Origin of the sequence: Allokutzneria sp. NRRL B-24872 (genome assembly GCF_002155965.1) — a bacterium.
GTDB lineage: Bacteria > Actinomycetota > Actinomycetes > Mycobacteriales > Pseudonocardiaceae > Allokutzneria.
Genome location: NZ_MUMH01000039.1, coordinates 65882 through 90669, shown reverse-complemented (window position 1 = coordinate 90669; position 24788 = coordinate 65882). Strand labels below are relative to the sequence as shown.

The window sequence follows — 24788 nt, the reverse complement described above, 5'->3', positions numbered from 1 at the left end:
CTACTTCTCCTTGGTGATCAGGGTGCTCGCGCGGGCGAGCTTGGTGGGGTGGAGGACGGCGTTGATCGCGGTGACCCGGCCGTCGGCGACGGTGATCGAGTAGACGGCGATCAGCTTCTCGTCGTGCACCATCACGAAACCGCTGAAGCCGTTGACCACGACGGGCCGCAGCACGCGCGTCGGCCACTTCGCGCGAATCCCCGCGAGGAAGCGCGCCACCTTGTCCGCCCCGACGACCGGCCGCAGCGCGGCGCGCACCATCCCGCCGCCGTCGCTGAGCAGCACGACGTCGGGGTCGAGCAGCCGGAGCATGGCCTCGACGTCCCCGCCGTCGCAGGCGGCGAGGAACGCGGTGGCCACCTCCCGCTGCCGCGCGGGGTCGGCCTCGAAGCGCGGGGAGCGCTCGCGCACGTGCTTGCGGGCCCGCGAGGCGAGCTGCCGCACGGACGCGGGCGTGCGCCCGACGACCTCGGCGATCTCGGTGAACGGCAGCCCGAAGACCTCGTGCAGCACGAACGCGGTGCGCTCGGCCGGGGACAGCGTCTCCAGCACGACCAGCATCGCCATGTTCACCGAGTCGGCGAGCGTGACCCGGTCCTCGGGCCCCTCCTCGGTGCTGACCACGGGCTCCGGCAGCCAGGGGCCGACGTAGTCCTCGCGGCGTTTGCGCGCCGAGCGCATCACGTCGAGCGCGAGCCGGGAGGTGGCCACGACCAGCCATCCCGTCACGTCGACGACGCCCTCGGTGCGGCTCAGCCGCAGCCACGCCTCCTGCACGACGTCCTCGGCCTCGCCGAGGTCGCCGATGATCCCGTACGCGATTCCGACCAACCTCGGCCGTGCACGCTGGAACTCCGTCTCCACGTGCTCAGGACGAGACAGCCCGCGCAGGTGTGACATCGCGGGTCCGCGTGCCCGCGACGATCACCACCGCGACACCGAGCAGCAGCAGCGCGAGCCCCGGCAGCGCCCCCGCACGCGGCACCTGACCGAGCCAGACCCACGCGATCAGCGCAGCTCCAGGCACCTCCAGCAAGATCATCAGACTGACCGTGGTCGCGGAGACCTTGCGCAGCGCGAAGCTGAACATCGAGTGCCCGAGCAGCTGCGCCCCGGCGACGAGCCCCAGGATCGCCAGCCACGTCGCCCCGTCGAAGCCGACCAGCGGCACCCCGCCGACCAGGCACACGCCGAGCAGCAGCACGCCGCACACCGAGTAGCAGACGGAGGTGTAGGTGGTCGTGCTGATCGTGACGCGCGCCCGCTCGCCGAGCGCGGTGTAGATCGCCGCCATCAGCCCGCCCGCCAGCGCGAGCAGGTCGCCCGTGAGCGCCGTCGCGGAGACCTCGAAGTCCGCCCCGGTGGCGATCACCGCGCCGACCACGGCGAGGGAGATGCCGACCCACGTGGCCGCGGGCAGACGTTTGCCCTGCATGGACGCGATGGCGCACTGCCACACCGGCTGGGTCGCGACGAGCGCGGTCGCGGTGGCCACCGAGGTCAGCTGAACCGACGGCATCCAGGTGGAGAAGTGCACCGCGAGCGCCACTCCGGCCGCCACGCTGAACCACCCGGCGGTGCGGTGCTCACCGCGCACGAGCCCGCGGAACTCCGCACCTCGCCTGGCCGCGGCGAACGGGGTGAGCGCGGCGACGGCGATCGCGTTGCGCCAGAAAGCGATCGCCAGCGCGGGGGCGGCGGCGAACGCGGTCAGCGGCCCCGAGGAGGAGACGGCGAGCACCGCGACGGCCAGGACGACCCCGGTCACGGGGTCCACACGGGAGGACACGGTGGTCCATCCTGGCACGCTAGGGCGCTCAGGCCCGAGTGATGGAGAACATGTAGCAGCCGTAAGCGATGTTGCGGCTGTGGATCTCCACGACGTCCGGTTCGGCCAGGATCGAAGCGATCTCGCCGAGCGGATCGGAGCCGTCGTGCGTGCGCGTCGCCGGGTGAATCCAGCCGCGCGCGTCGTAGGCGCGCAGCACCTGCGGGCGGCTGAGCCACTGCGCGGGGTAGTCCTCCCCTTCCGGCCCATCGCAGTGCGACGCGTGCGCGTAGACGGCGCCGACCTCGCGATATGGGCTCCCGGAACCGGGCAGCACGGGCTCGTAGCCGAAGAGGATCACGTCCTCGTCCGCGCGGGCGCTGCGCAGGCAGCACCGGAGCGGGCCGGTGACCCCGGTCAGCCGTTGGACCGGATTGCCCGAAGTGTCCAGCCCGGTCGCGCGGACCTGGGCGAGCAGGGCGGGCAGCAGCGCGTGGACGCGGAAATCAGTCATGCCCCAAGCCTGCTGCGCGGGCGCCGTCGGTTCTGGCGCCTTTCCGCCGTCACGCTCGCAGCGTGGGAATCCCCGCCATGAGCGCGGCGAGCGCCCGCTTCAACGTCGCTTCGAAGGGCGGCACCATGACCGCGATCTCCGGCTCCTGCTCGTACAGCTCGCGCAGCGTCGCCGACGGGGTCGCCGTCGTGTAGAGGACACCGCCGAGCGCGCCCGCGGCGGTCACCAGCTCGATCCCCTCGGGCTCGGTCAGCTCGGAGTGCTCGGCGACGGCGGCGCCCACGGAGCGCAGGATCGCGTGCACCTCCTGCTTGAACCGGCGCGCGGCGGGCACGGAGATGTTGTGCTCCAACGTGGTCGTCACCTGGCTGAGCAGGTCGCAGAACAGCGGTCGCTCGGCCAGCGGGTCCACCAGCGCGTCGATCGGACCCACCTCGGGCATGCGCGCGAGCGCCTCGGCCTCCCACTCCCGCCAGCACTGGGCGGCGAGTTCGAGGTAGATCTCCTCGCGGGTGCCGAAGTAGCGCGCGACCGCGGACTTGGCGAAGCCGACCTCCGCCGCGACGCCGCCCAGGCTGACCGAGCGGACGCCGTCCTTCGTCGCCAGCTCGCGGGCGGCTTCCAAGATCGCCGCGCGCCGCTGCTGCTTGTGCTCCGGGCTCCTGGCCCGCACGAACGCTGGTTCGGTCATCGCGGAGTGACCCTACCGCGCCCCTTAGGAGAACGCTGTCCTCTTGTTAAGAGAACGCCGTACTGTTAACTTGGCGACATGGCGGAGACGAAGATGCTGGTGAACGGCGAGCCCGTGGCGCTGGACGTTCCACCGCAGGTCAGCCTGCTCGACGGGCTGCGCGACCGGCTGGGGCTCACGGGTCCGAAGAAGGGCTGTGACCAGGGCGCCTGCGGGGCGTGCACGGTGCTGGTCGACGGTGAGCGGATCGTCTCCTGCCTGGCGCTGGCCGTGCAGTACGACGGCCGCGAGATCACCACGGTGGAGGGCGTGGCGAGCCTGCCCAACGGCGCCGAACTCCAGCGCGCGTTCATCACGCGCGACGGCTTCCAGTGCGGCTTCTGCACTTCCGGCCAGATCTGCTCGGCACTCGGCATGCTCGCCGAACGCGACTCCGCGCCGACGCGCGAGGAGATCCGCGAGGGCATGAGCGGCAACCTGTGTCGCTGCGGCGCCTACAACGGCATCGTCGACGCGATCGAAGAGGTGGCGCGGTGAGGACGTTCTCCTACGTCCGCGCCGAGGACGTCGACGCGGCGCTGCGGGCGATCACCGAGGAGCCGAACGCGAAGTTCCTCGGCGGCGGCACGAATCTGGTCGACCTCATCCGCGAGGACATCGAGCGCCCGGACACCGTCGTCGACATCACGCGCCTCCCGCTCACCGAGGTCGAGGAACTTCCGGATGGCGGCGTGCGGATCGGCGCGATGACGCGCAACAGCCACCTCGCGGCGCACGCGGTGATTCGAACTCGGTACCCGTTGGTATCGCAGGCTTTGCTGTCCGGCGCTTCGGGGCAACTGCGGAACATGGCCACGGTCGGCGGCAACCTCATGCAGCGCACGCGGTGCCTGTACTTCTACGACGACGCGGCGGCCTGCAACAAGCGCTCGCCCGGCAGCGGATGCGACGCGATCGGCGGATTCTCGCGCGGCAACGCGGTTCTGGGAGCCTCTTCGAGCTGCGCCGCGACGCATCCTTCGGACCTGTGCGTGGCTTTGGCAGCCCTGGACGCGGTCGTCGAAGTTCGCAGCTCGCGAGGCACGCGCCGGGTTCCACTCGTGGACTTCCACCGGCTTCCTCGTGACACGCCGTCGGTTGAGACCGTTCTCGCCTCCGATGAGTTGATCACCGCCGTGGAACTTCCTCCGCCGCCTCCGGGTGGTACGCAGTACCGCAAGGTTCGCGATCGCGCTTCCTACGCGTTCGCCCTGGTGTCCGTCGCGGCCTGTCTCGATGTGGTTGACGGCAACGTGTCCGCGATCCGGCTCGCGCTCGGCGGTGTCGGCACGAAGCCTTGGCGCGCTTATGAAGCTGAACGCCTGCTGCTCGGAGCGCCCGCGACCGAGGAGAGCTTCCGCGCGGCGGCCCGGGCTGAGCTTGCTTCCGCGGTCTCGTTGCCGCACAACGCGTTCAAGGTCGATCTTGCTGAGCGCACGGTCGTCGCGGTGCTCAGGGGGTTGGCGTGACAGCGATCGGCAAGCCTTTCGACCGCGTGGACGGCGTCATCAAGACCACCGGCGCGGCGAAGTTCTCCGGTGACCAGCTCCACCCCGGCCTGGCGCACGCGGCGCTCACCCACGCGTCGATCGCCCGCGGTCGCATTGTTGAGATCAACACAACGGATGCGACGAAGGTCCCCGGAGTGCTCGCGGTGATCACCCACCGCAACGCGCCGAAGATGAAGCTGCCGACCGCGCGGCTCGGCCCTGTGGTCACGGGAAGCTCCGTCAGCTGCCTGAACACCGATGAGGTGCACTGGGACGGCCAGCCGGTCGCACTGGTCGTCGCGGACACCCAAGAGGCCGCTCGCGCAGCCACCGCGCGCGTCCACGTCACCTACGAGCCACTACCGTCCACAGTGGAGTTTCGGGCAGCGGATACCAAGCCGCAGAAGAACTCCATGCTCCAGCACGGATCGGCCAGCAAGGGCGATGCGGTTGCCGCCCTGGGAAGCGCTCCGGTGTCGGTCGACCGCGAGTACAGCACTCCCCCGCAGAACCACAACGCGATCGAGCCGCACACCACGACCGCGTTATGGGACGGCGACCGGCTCACGGTGCACGACTCCACGCAAAACATCGACGGCGTGCGCCGCACCCTGTCTTCGGCGTTCGGCGTGCCGCTGGACAACATCCGCGTGGTGGCCGAGCACGTCGGCGGCGGCTTCGGCGGCAAGTTCCAGGTGTGGCCAGGCACGCTCCTCGCCGTGCTCGCGGCGCGCGTGACCGGCCGCCCCGTACGGCTGATGCTCTCCCGCGAAGGCGTCTACCGCACGGTCGGCGGTCGGACTCCATCCGTTCAGCGCGTGGCGATCGGCGCGGACCGCGACGGCCGGATGACCTCGCTCATCCACACCTCGGCGACCAGGCTCGGCCGCACCGGCGGAAGCCCGGAGGGCGTGACGATCCAGTCCAGCCACCTCTACGACGCGCAGAACATCCTGTTGCAGCAGAACATCGTCGAACTCGATCTCCTGGCCAACACCGCGATGCGCGCGCCGGGCGAGGCGATCGGCACGTTCGCGCTGGAGTCCGCAGTGGACGAGCTCGCGCACGAGCTGGGCATGGACCCGATCGAACTGCGCATGCGCAACGAGCCGACCCGCGACCCGATCGGCGACAAGCCCTTCTCGCGGCGGAACCTGCGCGCGGCCTACGAACTCGGCGCCAAGGAGTTCGGCTGGGAGCAGCGCACTCCGCAGCCACGATCGATGCGCGACGGCAGATGGCTGGTCGGCTGGGGCGTCGCGACCGCGTTCCACCCGCCGGCGCATCTGGTCGCCAACGCGACCCTGCGGTTCAGCGCGGACGGAACCGCCCTGCTGCGCTGTGGTTTTCACGAGATGGGCATGGGCAGCGCGACCGCTCAGGCGCAGATCACCGCTGACGCGCTCGGGATTCCGTTCGAGGCCGTTCGCGTCGAGTACGGCGACTCACGCCTGCCCGTCGGCCCGATGGCGGGCGGCTCCAACCAGACCGCGACCGTCGCCAGCGCCGTTCAGGCCGCTGCCGCGAAGCTCCGGCGCGCGCTCGGCGGCGAGGTGTCCGTGGCTGCTTTGGCTCGCAAGGGAAAGCCGCACGTCGAGGTGTCGGTCGGCTTCGGCAGGGCGGCCAACCAGGTCCGGCTCGTGTCGAAGTTCCTGCGGGACAGGAGGAACTGGGTACGCGCAACGACCGGGGCCCAGTTCTGCGAGGTTCGGGTGGACGCCGACACCGGTGAGATCCGGGTCTCGCGATGGGTCGGCGCCTTCGACTGCGGCACGGTGATCAACCCGAAGACGGCGGCCAGCCAGCTGCGCGGCGGGATCGTGCTCGGCATCGGCACGGCGCTGTCGGAGGAGACCCTGGTCGACCCGCGCACCGGGCGGATCATGAACCCCAGTCTCACCGAGTACCACGTACCAGTGCACGCCGACGTGCCGCAGATCGACGTGCACTGCCTCAACGAGCCCGATCCCACGATGCCAGCCGGTGTGCTCGGCGTCGGCGAGGTCGGGGTGACCGGTGCCGCGGCGGCGGTGGCCAACGCGGTCTTCCACGCCACTGGCAAGCGCGTCCGTGACCTGCCGATCACGCTCGACAAGGTGGTGTGAGCCCGTGATCGAGATCGCCGATTCGTTGCGGGCGTGGGCGCGGGCTGGCCGGGAGTTCGCGGTGGCCACGGTCACCGCGACCTCGGGCAGCGCGCCCCGCCCGGTCGGCACGTCCATGGCGGTGGACTCCGAGGGCTCGGTGATCGGCAACGTGTCGGGCGGTTGCGTGGACGGCGCCGTGTACGAGCTGTGCCGCGAGGCGATCGTGAGCGGCGAGTCCAGCACGCACACGTTCGGCTATTCGGACGAGACCGCGTTCGCTGTGGGTTTGACGTGCGGCGGCGTGATCGAGGTCGTCGTCCAGCCGTCGCCGGTGCTCATTCCGGAAGGCACCGCACAGCCGCGCTTGCTGATCTTCGGCGCGCTGGACTTCGCCGCCGCGCTGACCACGATCGGCGTGTTTCTCGGCTATCGCGTCACCGTGTGCGACGCTCGCCCGGTTTTCGCCACTCCAGAGCGCTTTCCCGGCGCGGACGTGGTCGTCGACTGGCCGCACCGTTACCTCGATCAGACCACTGTGGACGGTCAGACCGCGATCTGCGTGCTCACCCACGACCCGAAGTTCGACGTGCCCGTGCTGACGCGCGCGCTGCGGATGCCGGTCGGCTACGTCGGCGCGCTGGGTTCGCGGCGCGCGCACGCTGAGCGGCTGGAGTTGTTGCGCGCCAACGGACTCAGCGTGGAGGAGCTGGCACGGCTGCGCTCCCCCGTCGGGCTCGACCTCGGCGGGCGGACCGCGGAGGAGACCGCGCTGTCCATCGCCGCGGAGATCGTCGCGTGCCGACGCGGCGGCTCCGGCCTGCCGTTGTCCGCGCTGAGCGGGCCGATCCACGCGCGGCTTGACGCGGTCGTCGCGAGCTGATCTGATCCCCGGCAGCGTCGCGTGCACCCGGCCAAGAGACCGCTGCGGGCATGGAGGCGCCGGATCATGGGATCTCGACCATGAACACGCCTGACGAACGCCTCAGGGCTTTCGGAACACAACTGATCACCGTGCACGACTGGCTCCGCACGGAGCTTTCCCGCCTCCGCGAGGACATGGACGCCTACCTCAACGGCGAAGGCGGACGCCCCAAGGACCTCCTGGCGCACTGCATGACCTTCTGCACCGCGCTGAGCAGGCACCACACCGGCGAGGACGACCACGCGTTCCCCGCGCTCGCCGAGGAGTTCCCCGAGCTGGCGCCGACGCTGGAGAAGCTGCGCGAGGACCACTACCTCGTCTCCGGCATCCTCGCCAAGCTCGAAACCCTCGTCGCCGGCGCCGATCCGGCCGACGCCGCGCGCGTGCGCTCCGAGCTGGACGGGCTCGCGGCGATCATGGAATCGCACTTCAGCTACGAGGAGCGCCGCATCGTGACCGCGCTCAACGACCTCACGCGCGGGTACGACGGAACAGGGTTGGACCTGGCGGCGCTCGCCGAGCCACGGAGATCAACCTAGACTCGGCCGCATGCTGGTGGCGGTGCAGCACAGCGAGGGTGCGCGCGGGGACGGCCTGGTCGGGGCCGAAGCCAAGGTCGCGCAGTGGATGCGGTCCTGGACCGGAGACTTCGGCCTGCCGGGGGTCGCGGTGTTCAACGCCGCCACGCCCGTCGGGATGGCCGACGCGTTGGTGCTGTCGCCCTACGGCTGTCTCGTGCTGGAGATCGACGGCTTCACGCGGCGGCAGGACGGCGCGCTGCACACCCCGGCCGAGGGCGTGTGGGAGGTCGACGGGCAGCCAGCCGCGCTGCACTCGATGAACCCCGGCGCGCAGGTCAGCGCCAATGTCACCGCCGTGCGCGCGGCACTGGACTCCGCCGGGATCACCACCGGCTCGGTGCCGGGGCTGGTCGTGCTGCTGCCGACCACGGGCGCTTCCGTCAGCTTGGCCGCGGAGTCCTCTGGTGACGTCCAGGTGGTGCTCGCGCCGCACCAGAAACCGCTGCGGCAGTACTTCCACGCGCTGTGCAAGAGCGAGAAGGTGTGGGATGCCAACACCGTCGCGGCGGTCGCGCGGGTGCTGAAGCTGAGCGACCAGGTGCCGACCGTGCTCGACCTCTACCAGCACGGCATCCCCGAATCGATCTACAAGCCGGTCGAGCCCGCTCCCGCTCCACCTCCTCCGCCGCCCCCGCGCCCTGCCGCCGCGCCTCCGGCTCCGGCTCCCGCCCCTCGCGGCGGGAACGCACGTCTGGTGTTCACGGTCATCCTCGGGGCGTTGATATGCGCGGGCCTGATCTGGTTGGTGGGCACCGTCCACGACGTGTTCCACTGACCGCATGAGCACAGTTGTCGAAGCACTTGAGGCTTGGCGAAACGGAGATCGGGACACCGCGCGCGCACTCGCGTCGTCGGCGGGCACGCGGCTCGGCGACGAGTTGGCGTCGTACTGGAAGAGCGAGGCCGATGGCCACGTCTACGACCAGCCCGCCGCGTTCCGCGCGTTCGTGCGCGGCGGCGGCAATGTCGAGCTGTACTCGCGGCTGAGCCAGGCTCTGGCCGACTCCTACGCCGCGCACCGGCCGTCGTCCTTGCTCGACATCGGGTGCGGCGACGGCCTCGCGGTCGCTCCCGCGCTCGCTTCGCACGCCTTCGAGCGCATCGACCTCGTCGAGCCGTCCGCCGCGCTGCTCGACCTCGCTCGGCAACGCGTTCCCTCCGCGCACACGTGGAACTCGACCGCGCAGGAGTTCACGCTTCAGCTCTCGCGGCGTTGGTCCGCCGCGCAGGCGACTTTCTCCTTGCACGCCTTGGAACCTTCGGAGCGCCTGTCCGTGCTCCGCCGCCTCCGCCCGCACGTTGACCGCCTCGTTATCGCGGAGTTCGACGTGCCTTTGGCATCCGACGACCTCGCGTGGCTGGTGTCGCGCTACGAAATGGGCGTCGCCGAGTACCCTGATTCCCTTGTGGCCCAAGGTTTCCTACTGCCCGTACTGCTCGGCCAGATCGTGCCCGGCGCCGTGCGCTCCACGTGGGAGCAGCCCATCTCCGCGTGGCGGCAGCAGCTCCTCGACGCCGGGTTCGCGCAGGTGGACGTTATGCCCCTGATGTCGTACTGGTGGTCTCCCGCGATGCTGGTCACCGCATACTGATCGCAGGGTTTCGGCCTCACCACGAGCAAGGAGGCTCACATGATCGGGTTCATCGTCGCGGGACTCATCATCGGCGTGCTCGCCCGGCTGATCACGCCGGGCAGGCAGCGCCTCAGCATCCTGGCCACTCTGCTGCTCGGCCTGGTCGGTTCGGTGATCGGCGGCACCATCGCCAATCTCCTCGGCACCGGCGACATCTGGGAGCTCAACACCCTCGGCTTCGTCATCGCCGTCGTCGCCTCCGTAGCCCTCATCGGCGTCGCCGAGGGCATCGCCCACTCCAAGTCCAAGGCCTAGTCCCCGTCCTGGAAACCCCGGCCCCCGAGCCGGGGTTTCCCGCGTTCAGACGACGAGGAGGGTCTTGCCGAGAGTGGCGCGCGCTTCGAGGGCTTCGTGCGCCTTCGCCGCCTCGGCGAGCGGGAACGTCTGTCCCACAACGGGATTCATCCGCCCCGCCACCGCTTCGTCCATCGCCCTTCCGATCAGCCGCACCGCCTGCTCCGGCGTGAACTGCGCTTGCTCGATCCCCTTGACCGTCACTCCCGACGCTCCGCCGGTCGTCGCGCCGTTCGTCGCGAAGCCGCCGCTCGACGCCCCGTGCGCGGAGAACCAGCGCTTCGCGATCCCCAACGCCGCCCGGCCGATCTCGCCGCCCGCGCCGTCGAACACCACGTCAGCGCTGCCCACGCGCTCCGCCCAGCCCGGTTCGGTGTAGTCCACCGCTTCGCTGGCCCCGTGCTCGCGCGCCAGCTCCAGCTTCTCCCGCCCGCGCGCCGCCGCGATCACCGTCGCCCCCGCCGCGCGCGCCAGCTGCACGAGCAGAATCCCCAGCCCACCGGCCGCGGCCGTCACGAGCACCCGCTCCCCCGGCTTGACCTGCGCGTTGTCGAACACGCCCAGCGCCGTCGCCCCGTCGTGCACCAAAGCCGCCGCCGTCTGCACGCCGAGCCCTTCCGGCACCTTGGCCAGGTCCTTCACCCCGACCACCACCCGCTCCGCGTAGGCCCCCGGCGTCCTCGCCACCACCTCCGCGCCCACCCAGGCTTCGGCCCCTTCGCCCGCCGCCGTGACCCGCCCGGCGATCCCGTCGCCCGGCACGTACGGCGGCTCCAACCCGAAGTACTCCGCGCCCCACCCGCTCCGCAGGCTCGCGTCCAGGAACAACACGTCCACTGTGGACACTTCGACCAGCACTTCACCCGCCCCCGGCACCGGTTCCGGCACCTCCGCCAGCTCCAGCACCTCAGGCCCGCCGAACCCGCTCACCCGCACCACGCGCATGCCCGCTCCACCATCTCGTCGAGGTCGTCTCCTCCACCCAACAACCTCAACGCGACTTCAGGTCAAGCCAACGACGGCATCAGGGTTTGGGGTGGTTAACGATGATCGACAGGGGGGTTTGGGGGTCTTGAAGACTGCCCAACCTCGCCGGAGCGCGTCCTCCCACTTCAACGTATAGCGCGTTGGGGGGCTTGCGGCAAGACCCCCGTGATGGCGCAGAATCTCCGGCCTGAGGCCAGGACCTGGGGAAATGGAGATCGAGAGTGCGTTTTGCGTTGACCACGTGGGGATCGCGCGGGGATGTGGAGCCGTTGGCGGGGCTCGCGGTGGCGTTGCGGGAGCTGGGGGCGGAAGCACGGGTGTGCGCGCCGCCGGACGCGGAGTTCGCGACGTTGCTCAACCGCGTGGGAGTGGAGTTGGTGCCGCTGGGGCCGACGGTGCGCTCGGTGGTGGCGAACCCGAAGCCGCCGACAGCGCAGGACGCGTTTCGGCTGGCGCCCGAACTCGTCAAGGCGCGGTTCGAGACGTTGGGCGAGGCGGCGAAGGGGTGCGACGCGGTGCTGGCGACGGGCCTGATGCCGGCCGGAGCGCGGGATGTGGCGGAGCAGCTGGGCATCCCCTACGTGTTGGCGTGCTTCCACATCATCGGCTTGCCGTCGCAGCACTTCCGGCCGGGGCGGCGTCCGGGCACGCCGTCGTCGGAGGACGAGACGGACCACCGGGTGCTGTGGGAGCAGGACGCCGAGCGCGTGAACGGGCTGTACGGGGAGACGCTGAACAAGCACCGGGCGGAGATCGGGTTGCCGCCGGTGGACAACGTCCGCGACCACGTCCTGACCGGTCAGCCGTGGTTGGCGGCGGACGAGGCGTTGTGCCCGTCGAAGGGGCTGACCGAGCTCGACATCGTGCAGACCGGAGCGTGGATCTTGCCCGACGAGCGGCCGTTGCCGGAGGGGTTGGACGAGTTCCTGGAGGCGGGCGCGCAGCCGGTGTACGTGGGTCTGGGCAGCATGGCCGCCTACGCGCCGGAGGACATCGCGCGGGTGGCCATCGAAGTGTGCCGCGCGCACGGTCGGCGGGTGGTCCTCGCGAGCGGGTGGGCGGGGCTGGCCGCGATCGACGACGCGGACGACTGCTTCGTGGTCGGCGACGTCAACCAGCAGGCGCTGTTCCCGAGGGTGGCGGCGGTCGTGCACCACGGCGGCGCGGGCACGACGACAGCGGCAGCGCGGGCGGGAGCGCCGCAGGTGGTGGTGCCGCAGATCGCTGACCAGCCGCATTGGGCCCGCCGAGTCGCTGAGCTGGGCATCGGCGTGGCGCACGAGGGCAGAAGGCCGACCGTCGAGTCGCTGGCGGCCGCGCTCGCCACGGCGTTGACACTCGGCACCCGAGCGAAGGAAGTGGCCAGCGAAGTCCGGAGCGACGGGGCGATGGTCGCCGCGAAGATGCTCGTGGAGTTGGCGGGATGATCAGCTACGAGTGGCGCGGGAAGTTCGACAACGCCGAGGTCAACGAGCTGCACGCGGAGGGCTTCGGCGGGCGGCTGCGCGATGACGACTGGTGGGGCCAGGTGACCGGGCACAGCCTGGGCTGGGTGTGCGCGCGTGAGCGGGGCGAGCTGGTGGGCTTCGTGAACGTGGCCTGGGACGGCGGGGTGCACGCCTTCGTGCTCGACACGTTGGCAGCCAAGAAGGTGCAGCGGCGAGGTGTGGGCACACAGCTCATCGCGACAGCGACCGAGCACGCCAAGGCCGCCGGGTGCGAGTGGTTGCACGTGGACTTCGAGGAGCACCTGCGCGAGTTCTACTTCGACAGCTGCGGTTTCCGGCCGACCCCAGCCGGGCTGATCAGATTGGCGTAAGCAAATGCAGAAGCACCCGGCGGAACTGCGGGACGTGTACGGGTTCCTCGAAGAAGTGCGCGAGCGCCCCGGCATGTGGGTGCGGCAGAGATCGGTACACGGAGTGGTTGCGGAGCTGCTGGACGAGTTCCGAGCCGGGACCTGACGACGGCGACAGGTCGACCTCGGCCGGGCTGATTAGGTTGGCGTGATGAGCAGCTACTTCCAGCGCGTCGGCGACGGCCGCTACAAGCCCACGGAGCACGCGGGCGGGGCATGGGACCCGGCGGAACAGCACTTCAGCCCGCTGGGTGGGCTCATCACGCACGCGATCGAGCAGCACCTGCCCGCGGGCTCCGCGCTCTCCAGGATCTCCTTCGACATCCTCGGCCGCCTCGCGCTGGAGGAGTGCGAGATCCGCGTGGAGACGATCCGCCCCGGTCGCACGATCGAGCTGGTCGAAGCGGTGGTGGTGATCGCGGGCCGCTCGGTCGTGCGAGCGCGGGCGTGGGCGCTGAGCAGCGAGGACACCACGGCGGTCGCGGGCGGTGAAGCAGGCGGGCTCGCTCCCCCGGACACCGTCAGCCCCACACCGTTGACCGACGTCTGGCCGGGCGGCTACATCGCGAGTCTGGACGTGCGCCCGGTCGTCCCGTCGAAGCCGGGGCGCGCGACGGTGTGGGTGTCGACGCCGCACGACCTCGTCGCGGGCGAGGAAGTCAGCTCGCTCGCGTCGTACGTCGCGCTGGTCGACACCGCGAACGGGATCGCCGTGCGCCAGCCGCCGACCGAGTGGATGTTCCCGAACGTCGACCTGACCGTTCACCTGCACCGTCAGCCGGAGGGGCGGTGGACCGGGCTCGATACGTCGGTGACGTTCGGCCCGACCGGCCAGGGCGTGACGAGCACGGTCCTGCACGACCTCGCCGGGCCGGTCGGGCACGCGCAGCAGATCCTCACCGTCCGCCCGCTGTCGTAGCGCGGTGGCAGACTGGCGGCATGCCTCGCCAGAACTTCCGAAACCGCCTGACCTCGCCGCTGCCCAGGATCGGCGACTTGGTCCGGATACTGCGCGAGAACGGGGGTTTCGGCGGCAACGGGGAGAACGCGGACCTGGTGCCGATCGCGCGCAATGGGCTTCCAGCGGCGGAGACGAGCTGGACGTGGGTGGGGCACTCGACCTACCTGGTGCGGCTCAACGGGGTCGCGGTGCTGACCGATCCGGTGTGGGCGGCGCGGATTCCGGGCGGGGCGCGCAGGCGGACGCCGCCGGGGCTGGCGTGGGGCGAACTGCCGAAGATCGACGCGGTGGTGATCAGCCACGACCACTACGACCACCTGGACTCGTCGACGATCAAGCGGCTGCCGAGGGAGACGCCGATCCTCGTGGGCCTCGGGCTCAAGTCCTGGTTCGCCAAGCGCGGGTTCCGCAATGTGACGGAACTGGACTGGTGGGAGTCGGCCACGGTGGCGGGCCTGGAGTTCAGCTTCGTCCCGGCACACCACTGGAGCCGCCGAGGCGCGTTCGACACGTGCTCGACGCTCTGGGGCGGCTGGGTGATCACGGCGCCGGACGGCACGAGGACCTACCACGCGGGCGATTCGGGCTACGGCAAGTGGTTCGCGGAGATCGGTGAGCGCTACCCGGGCATCGGCGTGGCGATGCTGCCGATCGGCGCCTACGAGCCGCGGTGGTTCATGAAGCCGGTGCACATCAACCCGGAAGAAGCCGTGAAAGCACTCGAAGACGTTGGGGCGCAACGGCTCGCGGCAATGCACTGGGGAACCTTCGCGTTGACGAAGGAGCCGATGGACGAGCCGCTGCGCCTCATCAAGAAGGCGTGGGCGGAGGCCGGGCGCGATCCGGCGGACCTGTGGGCGCTGGCCATCGGAGAGACACGCACGCTGCCATGACACTCATCGGACGCGAAGCGGAACTGGCCGAGATCGACGAGTTCCTGAAGGGCGATCACAGTGCGCTCGCGGTGCTCGGCGAGCCCGGCGCGGGAAAATCCGCTCTGCTACGGGAAAGCGCGAAGAAGGCGTTGTGGGCGACGGGCGCTGAGCCGGAGTCAGGGCTCGCGTTCGCCGCGCTGCACCAACTCCTGCGGCCGGTGGCACACCTCGCGGACGCGCTGCCGGAAGCGCAGCGGGACGCGATCAAGGCCGCGCTCGGCCTGGCGGAGTCGCGCGCGGAGGACCGCTTCCTGGTCTCGGCGGCGGTGCTCTCGTTGCTGATCGAAGCGGCGGAGCCGGACGGCCTGCTGTGCGTGGTCGACGACTTCCAGTGGCTCGACCAGGCGTCGGCGGACGCGTTGCTCTTCGCCGCGCGCCGCCTGCGCGGGGAGAAGGTCCGCCTGCTCATCGCGGCGCGGGACACGGCGGAGGTTCGGCACGCGTTGCGCGGAGTACGGCAGCTCCGCCTGGCCGGGCTCGACGAGGCGAGCGCGGCGAAGCTGCTGCCGGAAGCAGCGCCGATCGCCGAGATCACCAGGCTCACCAACGGAAATCCGCTCGCACTGCGCGAGGTCGGCGAGCTGTTGACACCGGAGCAGCTGTCCGGAGCGACGCCGCTGCCCGATCCCCTGCCGGTCGGCGACGTCTTCGGGGAGCAGGTCGCACGCCTGCCGAAGGACGCGAGGCGCGCGTTGCTGATCGCGGCGCTGGAAGGCCGTGGCGACCTCGGCGTAGTCCTGCGCGCCGGGGCGACCGGATTGCAAGCAGCCGAAGAGAGCGGGCTCATCAGCCTCGACGGCGCGGCGATCCAGTTTCGCCATCCCCTCGTTCGCTCGGCGACGGTCACGGCGGCCACGTCGACGCAGAAGCGGCAGGTGCACGAGCAACTGGCAGAGGCAGTCGGCGACGCGGACCGTCGAGCGCACCACCGAGCGGAAGCCGCGCTCGGCCCGGACGAAGCCGTGGCGCAGGCGCTGACGGACTCGGCGTGGAGGGCACGCGAACGAGGCGGATACGCCGACGCCGCCAACGCGCTGGCCCGAGCCGCGGCGCTCACACCGGACACCTCACGCCAGGCAGAACGCCTCGCGGCAGCGGCGGAATCGGCTTGGTTGGGCGGAAAACCGGGGCAGGCGCGGAGTCTGCTGAGCAAGGCGAAGGCCCTGAACGACACGCCGGAGCTGGAACAGTTGCGCGGGCGGTTCGAGCTGAACTCCGGGGACGCGGCCGAGGCGATGCGGATCTTCCTGGAGGCCGCGGGAAACCGGGTCGAGCTGCTGGCGGACGCCGCCGAAGCCGCCTCCTACGTCGGGGACACCGCCGTGGCGATCGAGGCGGGGCGACGGGCTGAGCAGCTGGAGCCCAGCTTCCTGCGCGACGTGCTCGTCGGCACGGGCGCGTTGCAAGCCGGAGAAACCGCCAGGGGAACGGCGATTCTGCGCGACATCAAGCCGCGAGAGGACGCGAGCGAGCTGTTGTGGGCGGCAGCGGCGGCGAGCCATCTGGGCGAGGGCGACGCGGCGGCCGACTTCGCCGCGCGAGCCGGGCGCGTGGCGCGGGTGTCGGGGATGGTGGGCACGCTGCCCGTGGTGTTGGAGTTCGCGGCGACGGCTGAGCGGATGAACGGCAACCTCGCGCACAGCGCCGCGCTCTCCGAGGAAGGTCTCGCGCTGGCCAAGGAGGCCGGGTACGTCAACTGCGCGGCGGCGCACCTGGCCAACCTCGCGATGGTCGCGGCGATCCACGGGCGCGAGGATGACTGCCGGGGTTTCGCGAACGAGGCGCTGGCGATCGCGATCCCCCACCGCGTGGGCCTGCGCGTGGGCGTCGCGAACTACGCGCTGGCGCTGCTCGACCTCGGCGCGGGCCGCTTCCAGGAAGCGCACGACCGGCTCACCGCGATGACCACGGCGGGGCCGGGCGCGGGCCACCCGATCGCGGTCTGGGGCTCGACGGCCGACCGCGTCGAAGCCGCCGTGGCGACCGGAAACCTCGACGTGGCAAGGGAGAGCATCGAGTTCATCAAGCGGTGGTCGGTGAACGCGACGACCGCGCGAGCCCAGGCGCTCGTCGCCCGCTGCCGCGCGTTGGTCGAGGACGACCCGGTGCCGCTGCTCGAACAGGCGCTGGAGACCGACTCCGACTACGAGCGCGCGCGGACCGCGTTGCTGCTCGGCGAGCGGCTGCGGCGGGACCGCAAGGTCAGCGAGGCCCGGCCGCACCTGCGCGCGGCGGCGGAGGTCTTCGGCAGGCTCGGAGCGCGACCGTGGGAGCGACGGGCGCTGGGTGAACTCCGCGCCGCGGGCGAGTCGCGTGCGGTGGCCGAGCCGACGGTGCTCACCCCGCAGGAGCTGCGGATCGCCCAGCTCGTGGCGGAGGGCGTGTCGAACAAGGACGTCGCCGCGCGGCTCTTCCTCAGCCCGCGCACGGTCGAGTACCACCTGTACAAGATCTATCCGAAGCTCGGCGTCAGCTCCCGCACCGAACTCGCGCGACTACTGGCCCAGTAGCCACCAGTGGTCCTACGGATGGCACGAGGCACCCCAGCGACGAGAGTTAGCGGCATGCCAATCATCGAGGTCAACGACGTAGAACTGTGGGTCGAGGAGTTCGGCGACCCGACGCACCCGGCCGTGCTGCTGGTCATGGGGTCGATGTCCCAGGGCCACCTGTGGCCGGACGAGCTGGTGGGGCGGATCGCCGCCGGTGGCCGTCGGGTGATCCGGTACGACCACCGCGACACCGGCCGCTCCAGCGCGCTGAACTTCGAGGAGCGGCCCTACACCTGGGCGGCGATCAAGAACGACGTCCTCGGCGTTCTCGACGCGCTCGGCATCGAGCGGGCGCACCTGGTCGGACACTCCGCCGGCGGGTTGCTCGGCCAGTGGATCGCGCTGGAGCACCCTTCGCGCATCGCCAGCCTCACCACCATCGGCTCCTCCCCGCTCGGCGGCGGCGAGGGCGTGGTGCTGATGCGGGCGCTGAGCGGTCAGCCGCAGCCGCCGGGCAGCCTGCCCGAGCCGAGCCCCGCGTTCGTGGAGCTGTTCACCTCGCCGCCCGGCGAGGACTTCGCGGTCGAGGTGGCGCGGATGCTGCACGGCACGGTGCTGCCCTTCGACGCCGACGCGCAGCGCGAGGTGGAGGAACGGCTGCGCGAGCGGGACCGCGACCCGGCGACCGTGGCCAACCACCAGAAGGCGTGGGCGGCCGACCCGGACTTCGAGCCCGTTGGCCGCCTCGGCGAGATCACCACGCCCACCCTGGTGATCGAGGGCAGCGAGGAGCCGGTGAAACCCGGCCACAGCAAGCTCATCGCGGCGGCCATCCCCGGCGCGGAGTACCTGGAGATCCACGGCATGGGCCACACGCTCCCGCCCGAGGTGCACGCCGAACTGGCCACCGCCGTCCTCACCCACACCGCCCAGTAGCCCCTGCCGCACGCTCGCCCAAGAACCCGTTTCGTACTCCTATCGGGCGGGCGGGGCGGTGGGGCGCATGGAGGCATTGCAGCTGGTGGAGGGGCTAGCGGAGGCCGTCCAGCAGGGCGGTGAGGCCTAGTTCGAAGATGACGTCCAGGTCGAGGTCGTAGCCGTGTTCGTCGAAGGAGCGCATGAGGCCGCTGAACGCGGGGAAGCGGCCGGACTCCACGTAGGAGCGGTACTGCTCGGCCTGCGTCTCCAGCCACTCCTCCTCGGTGAGCCCGGTCGCGGCGCGCGCGCTGGCCTCGCGCTCCAGGTTCACGGCGAGGCCCTGCACGTAGCTGAACAGCAGCACGTGCAGGTTCATCACCTGCGTCGGGGTGCGGCCGGGCGCGCTGAGCGCGGTGATCATCCACTCGGCGTGCACGGCGAGGTTGGGCAGCATCACCGGCCGGGTCAGCGTCGTGTACTGGGCGAGCCAGGGGTGCCGCCGGTAGAGCGCCCACAGCCCGCGCGAGCCGGCCTCGGCGCGGGCCCGCCAGCTCTTGATCTTCGGATCGGGCGGCGCCATGGAGCCGTATGTGGCGTCCACCATCAGCAGCACCAGCTCGTCCTTGCCGTCGACGTGCCGGTAGGGCGACATCGCGCTGACGCCGAGCTTCGCCGCGACGCCGCGCATGGACACCGCGGCGAGGCCCTCGGCGTCGGCGATCTCCACGGCCGCGCGCACGATCTTGTCGCGGGTCAGCTCGTCACCGGGCTCCGCGGGCGGGCGCGGGCGCGGCGTGGTCGGGGCGGCGGCGACCACGGTGCCCACGCGCGGCTCGGCGACGATCAGGCCCTCGTTCTTGAGCGTGGTCAGCGCCTTGGTCGCGGTCGCCAGCGCGACGCCCCAGCGGATCGCGATCTGCCGCGTGGACGGGAGGCGGTCGCCAGGGGCCAGCTCGCCCTCGGCGATGCGGCGGCGCAGCTCGGCGACGATGCGGGCGTAGGGCGGACTGTCGGCCATGCTGCTCCCTGTCCTAGCACAGAACCTCGCTGAGCTAGCACAGATTAGCTCGTTCATGGCTCTGCTCGGCTGTATTTACGTCGTACGCTGCCGAGTATGACAAAGACGGTGCTGATCTGTGGAGCGAGTGTTGCGGGCCCGGCGCTGGCGTACTGGCTGCGCCGCAGGGGCTTCGAGGTGACGGTCGTGGAGCGCGCCCCGGCGCCCCGGCCGGGCGGACAGGCGATCGACGTGCGCGGCGTGGCGCTGGACGTGCTCGACCGCATGGGCCTGCTGGAGCGGGCGCGCGAGCTGCGCACGACCATGCGCGGCATGGAGATGCTCGACGGTAAGGGCAACGAGATCATGCGCTCCACGGAGATGGCGCTGAGCAGTGGCCGCTTCGACAGCGACGACATCGAGCTGCTGCGCGAGGACCTCACCTCGATGATCTACGAGATCACCAAGGACGACGTCGAGTACATCTTCGGCGACACCATCACGGCGATCACCGACTCCGAAGTGATCTTCGAGCACGCGCCGCCGCGCAGGTTCGACGTGATCGTGGGCGCGGACGGCCTGCACTCTGGGGTGCGCGCGCTCGCGTTCGGGCCGGAAGAGCAGTTCGTGCGGCACCTCGGCACCTACCTCGCGGTGTACAGCGCGAAGAACTTCATCGGCCTGGACAACTGGCAGGTGTGGATGAACGAAGGCGACACCGGCTACGCGGTCTATCCCGTGCGGGACAACGAGGAACTACGCGTCACCCTCGGCGTCAGGGCCGACTCGCTGCCGCACGACCGCCGCGACGACGACGCGCACCGCAGGATGCTGGCGGAGAACCTGGAAGGGCTGGCGTGGGAGACGCCGCGCCTGGTCGAGGCGATGTGGGCGGCGGAGGACTTCTACTTCGACGCGATGGCGCAGATCCACATGGACACGTGGTCGGCGGGCCGGGTCACCCTCGTCGGCGACGCGGGCTACTGCGCCTCACCGCTGTCCGGGCAGGGCACGAGCCTGGCGCTGGTCGGCGCGTACGTGCTGGCCGAGGAACTGGAGCGCGCCCACGGCGAGCACTCGGAGGGATTCGCGGCCTACGAAGCGCGGATGCGGCCGTTCGCCCGGCTCAACCAGGCGCTGGCGACGGAGAACCCGGGCCAGCCCGCGTCGGAGGAGTCGCTGGAGCGGGCGAAGCGCGCGCTTTCCTTGGACAGCAGGCAGAACTGAGCCATCAGCAGGTGTCGACCTCGCGCAGGTACCACTCGACGAGGACACGCCCGGCCTCGCCCATCGCGTGCGTCTTCGGCTCCGCGCCGTGGGTGTGCGCGACCACCGCGCCGGTCGCGGCGTCCACCGCGAGGTCGAACCAGTCAGCGCAGCCGCCGACCTCGCCGCCGTCCAGCTCTGCGTCGCCGCGGGTCAGCGGGTAGCCCGCGTAGACCAGCAGCTCGTAGAGCTGGTGACCGTGCCACTCCCGCATCAACTCACCGCTCTCGGCGATCTGCTGAGCGCCGTCGACGGTGACCACGAAGTACTCCACCACGTCACCTCACGTCCGGGGAAAGTGGCAACGCTACGTGCGTTCCCGCTGGTACGCCCGTCGTGCGGGGATTTGGCTGGTAGTTCGCGACGCACTCGTGACGCTGCCGTAGCCAACGGCTTGACCTCCAGTTAGCTGGAGGTTCGAGACTGGGTCCCACATCCCCCAGCAGTCTGGAGAGTTCTGATGACCGACGGCACCGGCGTGCTCGACGAGGCCTACCAGCGTCTTCACCGCACCGGCCCCGAGTTCGCGGGGTGGTTGTCCAACCACGCCCCGATGACCGTGGAAGCGATGGTCCGCGCCGGGCGCCCCGACCTCGTGCACCGGTGGGTGGACTCCTACAGCGAACAGCTGGACGAGCTGCCGACGGCCTCGCACCGAATCGGTTCCGAGTGGCTGGAGGCAATGGGCGACGAGCGCCGGATCGGTGACTGGATCGCGCACTTCAGGGTGGAGCTGGCCGAACGGCCGTGGCGCGCGGTGCTCGGCACGTGGTGGCCCCGGCTGCTGCCCGGAGTCGCCGCGGGCGCGACGCACGGCGTGATCAGGGTCGGTCACGCCGTGCGCGTGCTGCTGGAGGGCGAGCAGACCGCGCCCCGGCTGGACGAACTGGCGCACGGGCTCGGCTACTGGGCCGCGCGGTGGGAGTCGGTTCCGGGTGCGACCTGCCCGGAGGGCGAGTTGTCGCCGCACGAAGCCATCCCCGGCGTTCCCGCGCTGCCGGAGCGCTCCGGCGGCATCCAGACGCGCCTCGCCCGGTTGGCCTTCCTCGCGGGCTGGCCGGAGTCGCTCGCCGCACTGCGCCGCCCGGAGAACCCGGCGCAGGCCCAAGACATGCTCACCGAGCTGGTCGACGCCGCCGTGCTGCACTACCGCACGCACGGCCACGGCGCGGCGATCATGTCGGTGCACGGGGCGACCGCGCCCAACGCGATCCTCCGCACGCTGCCCGCGCTGCCGGAGAACCTCTGGGTGCCGAGCCTGTGCACGGCGTGGATCGCGACGGCCGCCGTCACCTCGATCTACGCCCCGGACCGCCCGGCCCTCGGTGCTTCGGGCACGGACCTGGTGCTGGACGAGGTGGTCGAGCGGGCCGTCGCGACCGGCGACGCACACGCGATCAAGTTCGCCGACACCGCCGTGGACACGTTCGCGCGCAAGGGAGATCACGACGCGCTTGCGGCCGCTCAGCGGTGCACGGACCTGCTCAGCCCGTCCGCAGCGGGATGACCACTGTGGACCGGCTACCCTCCCCCGCGGTCGCGTCGGTGCGCAACGCGGTGCTCCCGCTGCCGATAGCGCTCCAGACCTCCAGCTTCACACAGCCGTTGGAGAGATTGGCGAGCGTGCCCGACTGCGCCTGGATTCCGGCCGCCTGCGTGTAGTTCTCCCATCCGTTCACGGGGTCGGTGGCGAAGTACCGGTAGGTCTCCGTACGCGTGTAGTTCCCAGAACCGTTGGGGTCGTAGGAGATCCGCGCCTGCACGCCGTTGCCGACCCCGGTCCCGGAATCCACGTTCAGCGAGAACTGGGTCTGCTTGGCCGGGTCGACGGTTCCACTGATCCCGCACGCGGTGTAGACGCGCGCGTTGGTCGGCACACCGTCGAAGTTGCGGCCTCCAGCGCTGTTGACCGCGTCATTGCGAGCGCCGGAACCGCTTGTGGTGGAGAGCTTGTCCGGGCTCGTCACGTGCAGCGTGGTCGGAGTCGGGACGGGGTCGACGGTGCCGCCACCTCCGGTCGTCGCGGTCTTCCCGGCTGGCACGTTCAGCGTGGTGCCGTTGGAGAAGGTCACGGTGATCGGCGCGGTGCCGAGGTTGCTGGCGACGTAGGTCTTGGTGCCGCCCTTGGAGAACACGGCGTGCAGCGGGTGGTTCGCGGTGATGCTGGTGTCCACCTGCCCGAGCGCACTGAGGTTGCGCAGCCAGTGGAAGGTGTGCGCGCGGCTCTCGCCTTCCTCGGGCGTGTAATTGGTGCTGCGGAAGGAGTTCAGCGCTTCGTCCGGCTTGGACAGCGCTTGGAAGGACCAGATGATGTCCTGCCACACCTTCGGCTGGCTGCCGCTGTTGCGGACGATCTCCGCGACGTTGCGGTCGATGTAGCTCGGGTTGTGGCCCAGGTACAGCGAGCCGCCGGTGATCGGCAGCATGTTGATGCCGTGGATCTTCTCCGGCTCGGCGGTGAACCACGTCGAGTACGCGCCGCCGTCACCCCACACCATGCCGACGGTGGAGTGCTCGAAGCCCTGCGGGAAGGCCTGGTCCTGCGGGTCGAACCAGTAGTTCTGGATCGCGCTCGCCTGCGTCGTGTAGATGTAGAGGCCCGCGTCGCGCACCGCGTTGTTGCCGGTGACCTGGCCCCACTGGATGAGCGCGTTGGCGAAGTTCATGCCCTCCGACGAGGACTCCTGGTTGTTGCCCGCGAAGAAGGCGCCGTGCCCGGCCGCCCAGTCGTGCCCGGCGAAGATGTCGAAGTCCCGCAGGAACGGGAACCTGGTGTCGTTGCGGTCGTAGTTGTTGGCGTCGCGGATGAGCAGGTCAACCATGCCGCCGTACTGCCCGCCGGATGCCCAGTTGCGGTCGAACTTCGCCAGCGTCGCGGCTGCCGCGATGTAGTAGCCGTAGTGGAAGTGGTGGTCGTTGAGGTCGGTGTCCGAGCCGTAGGAGGCCGGGTAGCCGATCAGCGTTCCCCAGTTGCGGTTGTAGTAGAAGACGCGCTCCGACTTGCCCGAGGACGCGGTGAACCAGTCCGTCAGGCGGGCCCGAATCGCGTTGAGCATCTTGTCGCGGACGTCGGTCCGGTTGACCTGATCAGCGATCTCCGCGATCCGCGCCGCGCGCCCGACCGCCTTGCCCGTCCAATAGGTGTCGTTGTTGAACCCGGCGAAGGGATCGCCCTGCGCGGCTTGGTCGAGGAAACCGTTGAGGGTGGTGAGGTCGCCGCCCGACATGGCCACCGAGGGCAGTTCCGGCAGGACGCCGTTGTAGCGCGTGCTCGTGGTGAACGACGATGTGCCTACGATCGTCTTCATCGGCCCGCGCGGCGAGATGTAGGTGTTCGCGATCGGAGTGCCGCCGCCGCTGAGGTTCTGCCACTGGTGCGGGTACAGGGACACCACAGTCCCGGTCGCCGAACCCTCCAGCGCCTGGGTGGTGAAGGCGTAGGTCGCGCGCACCGCGCTGGCGGCTTGGTCGTAGTTCCACGACACGCGCGTTCCGGTGATGTGCGCGTGCGCGTAAGCACCGTAGGAGTTGGCCAGCGCCACGCGGTCACCGCCGCCGGGCAGGACCGCGACGGAGAAGAATCCCTTGCCCGCCAAGGAAGATGTGATCGCGTTACCGCTGGCGTTCCACGTCGCTCCGCTCGGCGCGTAAGCGACGTAGTCGTGGCCGTCGACGGAGAAGCCGATGCGCGAACCGCTGTTCTGCCACACGTTCGGCGCCGCCGAGAAGCTCAACCTGGCGTCGCCGCCGGTGACCTTCGCGTAGACGAACGGAGAGCCGTGGCCGATCGTGGCGCGCAGCGTGCGGGCTCCGTCGGACCAGAACGGGCTGACCGTCCAGTCCGTCCAGCCGTCGACCTTCGCCTCCGGCGCGTTCAGGCCGGTCACGCCCAGCGTGAAGTCCGCGCCGTACTGGTAGTGGTACTCGCCGACACCGGTCGCGGTTCCAGTGATCGTCGGCGTGGTCGAGTAGTCGACGCCGAGGCCGCCCGCCACGGTGTCGAAGGAGAAGGGGTGCGCCATCAGGTTGTCCGAGAAGGCGCACTCGGTGCGCTTGTAGACCAGCGAGGACCACCAGTCGTTCGTCGGCACCGCTCCGGCGGGCGCGTTCGCGGTGAGGTGGCGCCTGGGGTTCGTCGCCAGGTCGGAGCACGCGGTCGGCAGCGCCGCGCCCGCGGGCAACGACGTCGTGTAGCTGCCCGCGCCCACCGGCTCCGCCTGCGCGGGGAGCACGGGTGTCACGGTCGCGATGAGCACTACGGCGGCCACCAGGCCAGATCTCAGCCCGCTGCGATAGCCCATGGACAGCTCTCCTTTGAGCGTGGTCGACGAGCGGCGGCGGGGCTCGATGTGAG

General features: G+C 70.6%; 25 protein-coding genes. 17 read left to right on the top strand and 8 right to left on the bottom strand.

All coding sequences use genetic code 11. The features are described 5' to 3' along the window. From sigJ to CCN37_RS11150, 4 genes are read right to left on the bottom strand one after another with little or no spacing between them, the layout of a single operon-like run. Positions 1–900 carry an RNA polymerase sigma factor SigJ gene (gene sigJ, locus CCN37_RS11165; protein WP_086820659.1) on the bottom strand — a complete coding sequence of 300 codons (900 nt, stop codon included), beginning with the start codon at positions 898–900 and terminating at the stop codon, positions 1–3. Further along, positions 869–1789: a DMT family transporter gene (locus CCN37_RS11160; RefSeq protein WP_210407967.1), complete on the bottom strand. Its 921-nt coding sequence runs from the start codon at positions 1787–1789 to the stop codon at positions 869–871. Before CCN37_RS11160 ends, sigJ begins: the two co-directional genes overlap by 32 nt. A 28-nt stretch (positions 1790–1817) precedes the next feature. After that, the gene (locus tag CCN37_RS11155; protein ID WP_086820657.1) at positions 1818–2282 is read right to left on the bottom strand and encodes a DUF1203 domain-containing protein; all 465 of its coding nucleotides are present in this window, start codon (positions 2280–2282) and stop codon (positions 1818–1820) included. Positions 2283–2331: 49 nt separating this feature from the next. After that, positions 2332–2973 carry a TetR/AcrR family transcriptional regulator gene (locus tag CCN37_RS11150; protein WP_086820656.1) on the bottom strand — a complete coding sequence of 214 codons (642 nt, stop codon included), beginning with the start codon at positions 2971–2973 and terminating at the stop codon, positions 2332–2334. Positions 2974–3051: 78 nt separating this feature from the next. Here CCN37_RS11150 and CCN37_RS11145 point away from each other — a divergent pair, with 78 nt between their 5' ends. The 8 genes from CCN37_RS11145 to CCN37_RS11110 all read left to right on the top strand — a co-directional run bounded on the left by CCN37_RS11145 (position 3052) and on the right by CCN37_RS11110 (position 9981). Further along, a complete protein-coding gene (locus tag CCN37_RS11145; protein WP_086820655.1) occupies positions 3052–3510 on the top strand; it encodes a (2Fe-2S)-binding protein in 459 nt (152 codons plus the stop codon). Next, positions 3507–4481, top strand: coding sequence for a xanthine dehydrogenase family protein subunit M (locus CCN37_RS11140; RefSeq protein ID WP_086820654.1), 975 nt, complete (start codon positions 3507–3509; stop codon positions 4479–4481). The genes CCN37_RS11145 and CCN37_RS11140 overlap by 4 nt, the downstream gene beginning before the upstream one ends. Next, positions 4478–6607: a xanthine dehydrogenase family protein molybdopterin-binding subunit gene (locus tag CCN37_RS11135; protein ID WP_086820653.1), complete on the top strand. Its 2130-nt coding sequence runs from the start codon at positions 4478–4480 to the stop codon at positions 6605–6607. The genes CCN37_RS11140 and CCN37_RS11135 overlap by 4 nt, the downstream gene beginning before the upstream one ends. 4 nt (positions 6608–6611) lie before the next feature. After that, entirely contained in the window at positions 6612–7469 is an 858-nt protein-coding gene (locus CCN37_RS11130) for an XdhC family protein (RefSeq protein ID WP_086820652.1), read from the top strand. An 80-nt stretch (positions 7470–7549) separates the two neighbouring features. Beyond that, positions 7550–8050: a hemerythrin domain-containing protein gene (locus tag CCN37_RS11125; protein ID WP_086820651.1), complete on the top strand. Its 501-nt coding sequence runs from the start codon at positions 7550–7552 to the stop codon at positions 8048–8050. A gap of 10 nt (positions 8051–8060) precedes the next feature. After that, positions 8061–8867: a hypothetical protein gene (locus CCN37_RS11120; RefSeq protein WP_086820650.1), complete on the top strand. Its 807-nt coding sequence runs from the start codon at positions 8061–8063 to the stop codon at positions 8865–8867. A 4-nt stretch (positions 8868–8871) separates the two neighbouring features. Further along, on the top strand, positions 8872–9684 hold the full coding sequence (locus CCN37_RS11115; protein WP_086820649.1) for a trans-aconitate 2-methyltransferase: 813 nt from the start codon (positions 8872–8874) through the stop codon (positions 9682–9684). 39 nt (positions 9685–9723) lie between these two features. After that, on the top strand, positions 9724–9981 hold the full coding sequence (locus CCN37_RS11110) for a GlsB/YeaQ/YmgE family stress response membrane protein (RefSeq protein WP_086820648.1): 258 nt from the start codon (positions 9724–9726) through the stop codon (positions 9979–9981). A gap of 45 nt (positions 9982–10026) precedes the next feature. Here CCN37_RS11110 and CCN37_RS11105 read toward each other — a convergent pair whose 3' ends face one another. Continuing rightward, positions 10027–10965 carry a zinc-binding dehydrogenase gene (locus tag CCN37_RS11105; RefSeq protein ID WP_086820647.1) on the bottom strand — a complete coding sequence of 313 codons (939 nt, stop codon included), beginning with the start codon at positions 10963–10965 and terminating at the stop codon, positions 10027–10029. A gap of 263 nt (positions 10966–11228) precedes the next feature. On the opposite strand from CCN37_RS11105, the gene CCN37_RS11100 reads away from it, so the two are divergent. From CCN37_RS11100 to CCN37_RS11075, 7 genes are read left to right on the top strand one after another with little or no spacing between them, the layout of a single operon-like run. Then, positions 11229–12434, top strand: coding sequence for a glycosyltransferase (locus CCN37_RS11100; protein WP_086820646.1), 1206 nt, complete (start codon positions 11229–11231; stop codon positions 12432–12434). Further along, positions 12431–12826: a GNAT family N-acetyltransferase gene (locus CCN37_RS11095; protein ID WP_086820645.1), complete on the top strand. Its 396-nt coding sequence runs from the start codon at positions 12431–12433 to the stop codon at positions 12824–12826. Before CCN37_RS11100 ends, CCN37_RS11095 begins: the two co-directional genes overlap by 4 nt. A gap of 4 nt (positions 12827–12830) precedes the next feature. Next, positions 12831–12971 (top strand): hypothetical protein, encoded by a 141-nt coding sequence (locus CCN37_RS39765; protein ID WP_168200620.1) that lies wholly within the window; start codon positions 12831–12833, stop codon positions 12969–12971. A 45-nt stretch (positions 12972–13016) separates the two neighbouring features. Continuing rightward, complete coding sequence (locus CCN37_RS11090) at positions 13017–13784, top strand: thioesterase family protein (RefSeq protein WP_086820644.1); 768 nt, start codon at positions 13017–13019, stop codon at positions 13782–13784. Positions 13785–13804: 20 nt separating this feature from the next. Then, positions 13805–14719, top strand: coding sequence for an MBL fold metallo-hydrolase (locus tag CCN37_RS11085; protein WP_086820643.1), 915 nt, complete (start codon positions 13805–13807; stop codon positions 14717–14719). Further along, positions 14716–17271 carry a LuxR family transcriptional regulator gene (locus tag CCN37_RS11080; RefSeq protein WP_086820642.1) on the top strand — a complete coding sequence of 852 codons (2556 nt, stop codon included), beginning with the start codon at positions 14716–14718 and terminating at the stop codon, positions 17269–17271. The genes CCN37_RS11085 and CCN37_RS11080 overlap by 4 nt, the downstream gene beginning before the upstream one ends. Positions 17272–17325: 54 nt before the next feature. Then, positions 17326–18189 (top strand): alpha/beta fold hydrolase, encoded by an 864-nt coding sequence (locus CCN37_RS11075; RefSeq protein WP_086820641.1) that lies wholly within the window; start codon positions 17326–17328, stop codon positions 18187–18189. A gap of 94 nt (positions 18190–18283) precedes the next feature. Here CCN37_RS11075 and CCN37_RS11070 read toward each other — a convergent pair whose 3' ends face one another. After that, a complete protein-coding gene (locus CCN37_RS11070; protein ID WP_086820640.1) occupies positions 18284–19189 on the bottom strand; it encodes a GntR family transcriptional regulator in 906 nt (301 codons plus the stop codon). 96 nt (positions 19190–19285) lie between these two features. Between CCN37_RS11070 and CCN37_RS11065 the strand changes: the two genes are divergently transcribed. Next, positions 19286–20395 (top strand): FAD-dependent monooxygenase, encoded by a 1110-nt coding sequence (locus CCN37_RS11065; RefSeq protein WP_086820639.1) that lies wholly within the window; start codon positions 19286–19288, stop codon positions 20393–20395. Positions 20396–20399: 4 nt separating this feature from the next. Here CCN37_RS11065 and CCN37_RS11060 read toward each other — a convergent pair whose 3' ends face one another. Then, on the bottom strand, positions 20400–20708 hold the full coding sequence (locus tag CCN37_RS11060; RefSeq protein ID WP_143261552.1) for a hypothetical protein: 309 nt from the start codon (positions 20706–20708) through the stop codon (positions 20400–20402). A 186-nt stretch (positions 20709–20894) separates the two neighbouring features. Here CCN37_RS11060 and CCN37_RS11055 point away from each other — a divergent pair, with 186 nt between their 5' ends. Further along, positions 20895–21941 carry a questin oxidase family protein gene (locus CCN37_RS11055; protein ID WP_086820637.1) on the top strand — a complete coding sequence of 349 codons (1047 nt, stop codon included), beginning with the start codon at positions 20895–20897 and terminating at the stop codon, positions 21939–21941. Here the strand turns inward: CCN37_RS11055 and CCN37_RS11050 are convergent. Next, on the bottom strand, positions 21919–24735 hold the full coding sequence (locus tag CCN37_RS11050) for a glycosyl hydrolase (RefSeq protein ID WP_086820636.1): 2817 nt from the start codon (positions 24733–24735) through the stop codon (positions 21919–21921). The genes CCN37_RS11055 and CCN37_RS11050 overlap by 23 nt on opposite strands. Positions 24736–24788 lie beyond the last annotated feature (53 nt).

Bases quoted from the DNA above. Each gene is read 5' to 3' on its own strand.
- CCN37_RS11090 (WP_086820644.1), top strand. From the start codon at position 13,017: ATGAGCAGCTACTTCCAGCGCGTCGGCGACGGCCGCTACAAGCCCACG.
- CCN37_RS11070 (WP_086820640.1), bottom strand. From the start codon at position 19,189: ATGGCCGACAGTCCGCCCTACGCCCGCATCGTCGCCGAGCTGCGCCGC.
- CCN37_RS11155 (WP_086820657.1), bottom strand. From the start codon at position 2,282: ATGACTGATTTCCGCGTCCACGCGCTGCTGCCCGCCCTGCTCGCCCAG.
- CCN37_RS11120 (WP_086820650.1), top strand. From the start codon at position 8,061: ATGCTGGTGGCGGTGCAGCACAGCGAGGGTGCGCGCGGGGACGGCCTG.
- CCN37_RS11050 (WP_086820636.1), bottom strand. From the start codon at position 24,735: ATGGGCTATCGCAGCGGGCTGAGATCTGGCCTGGTGGCCGCCGTAGTG.
- sigJ (WP_086820659.1), bottom strand. From the start codon at position 900: ATGTCACACCTGCGCGGGCTGTCTCGTCCTGAGCACGTGGAGACGGAG.
- CCN37_RS11085 (WP_086820643.1), top strand. From the start codon at position 13,805: ATGCCTCGCCAGAACTTCCGAAACCGCCTGACCTCGCCGCTGCCCAGG.
- CCN37_RS11095 (WP_086820645.1), top strand. From the start codon at position 12,431: ATGATCAGCTACGAGTGGCGCGGGAAGTTCGACAACGCCGAGGTCAAC.
- CCN37_RS11105 (WP_086820647.1), bottom strand. From the start codon at position 10,965: ATGCGCGTGGTGCGGGTGAGCGGGTTCGGCGGGCCTGAGGTGCTGGAG.
- CCN37_RS11065 (WP_086820639.1), top strand. From the start codon at position 19,286: ATGACAAAGACGGTGCTGATCTGTGGAGCGAGTGTTGCGGGCCCGGCG.
- CCN37_RS11055 (WP_086820637.1), top strand. From the start codon at position 20,895: ATGACCGACGGCACCGGCGTGCTCGACGAGGCCTACCAGCGTCTTCAC.
- CCN37_RS11110 (WP_086820648.1), top strand. From the start codon at position 9,724: ATGATCGGGTTCATCGTCGCGGGACTCATCATCGGCGTGCTCGCCCGG.
- CCN37_RS11150 (WP_086820656.1), bottom strand. From the start codon at position 2,973: ATGACCGAACCAGCGTTCGTGCGGGCCAGGAGCCCGGAGCACAAGCAG.
- CCN37_RS39765 (WP_168200620.1), top strand. From the start codon at position 12,831: ATGCAGAAGCACCCGGCGGAACTGCGGGACGTGTACGGGTTCCTCGAA.
- CCN37_RS11080 (WP_086820642.1), top strand. From the start codon at position 14,716: ATGACACTCATCGGACGCGAAGCGGAACTGGCCGAGATCGACGAGTTC.
- CCN37_RS11145 (WP_086820655.1), top strand. From the start codon at position 3,052: ATGGCGGAGACGAAGATGCTGGTGAACGGCGAGCCCGTGGCGCTGGAC.
- CCN37_RS11075 (WP_086820641.1), top strand. From the start codon at position 17,326: ATGCCAATCATCGAGGTCAACGACGTAGAACTGTGGGTCGAGGAGTTC.
- CCN37_RS11115 (WP_086820649.1), top strand. From the start codon at position 8,872: ATGAGCACAGTTGTCGAAGCACTTGAGGCTTGGCGAAACGGAGATCGG.
- CCN37_RS11125 (WP_086820651.1), top strand. From the start codon at position 7,550: ATGAACACGCCTGACGAACGCCTCAGGGCTTTCGGAACACAACTGATC.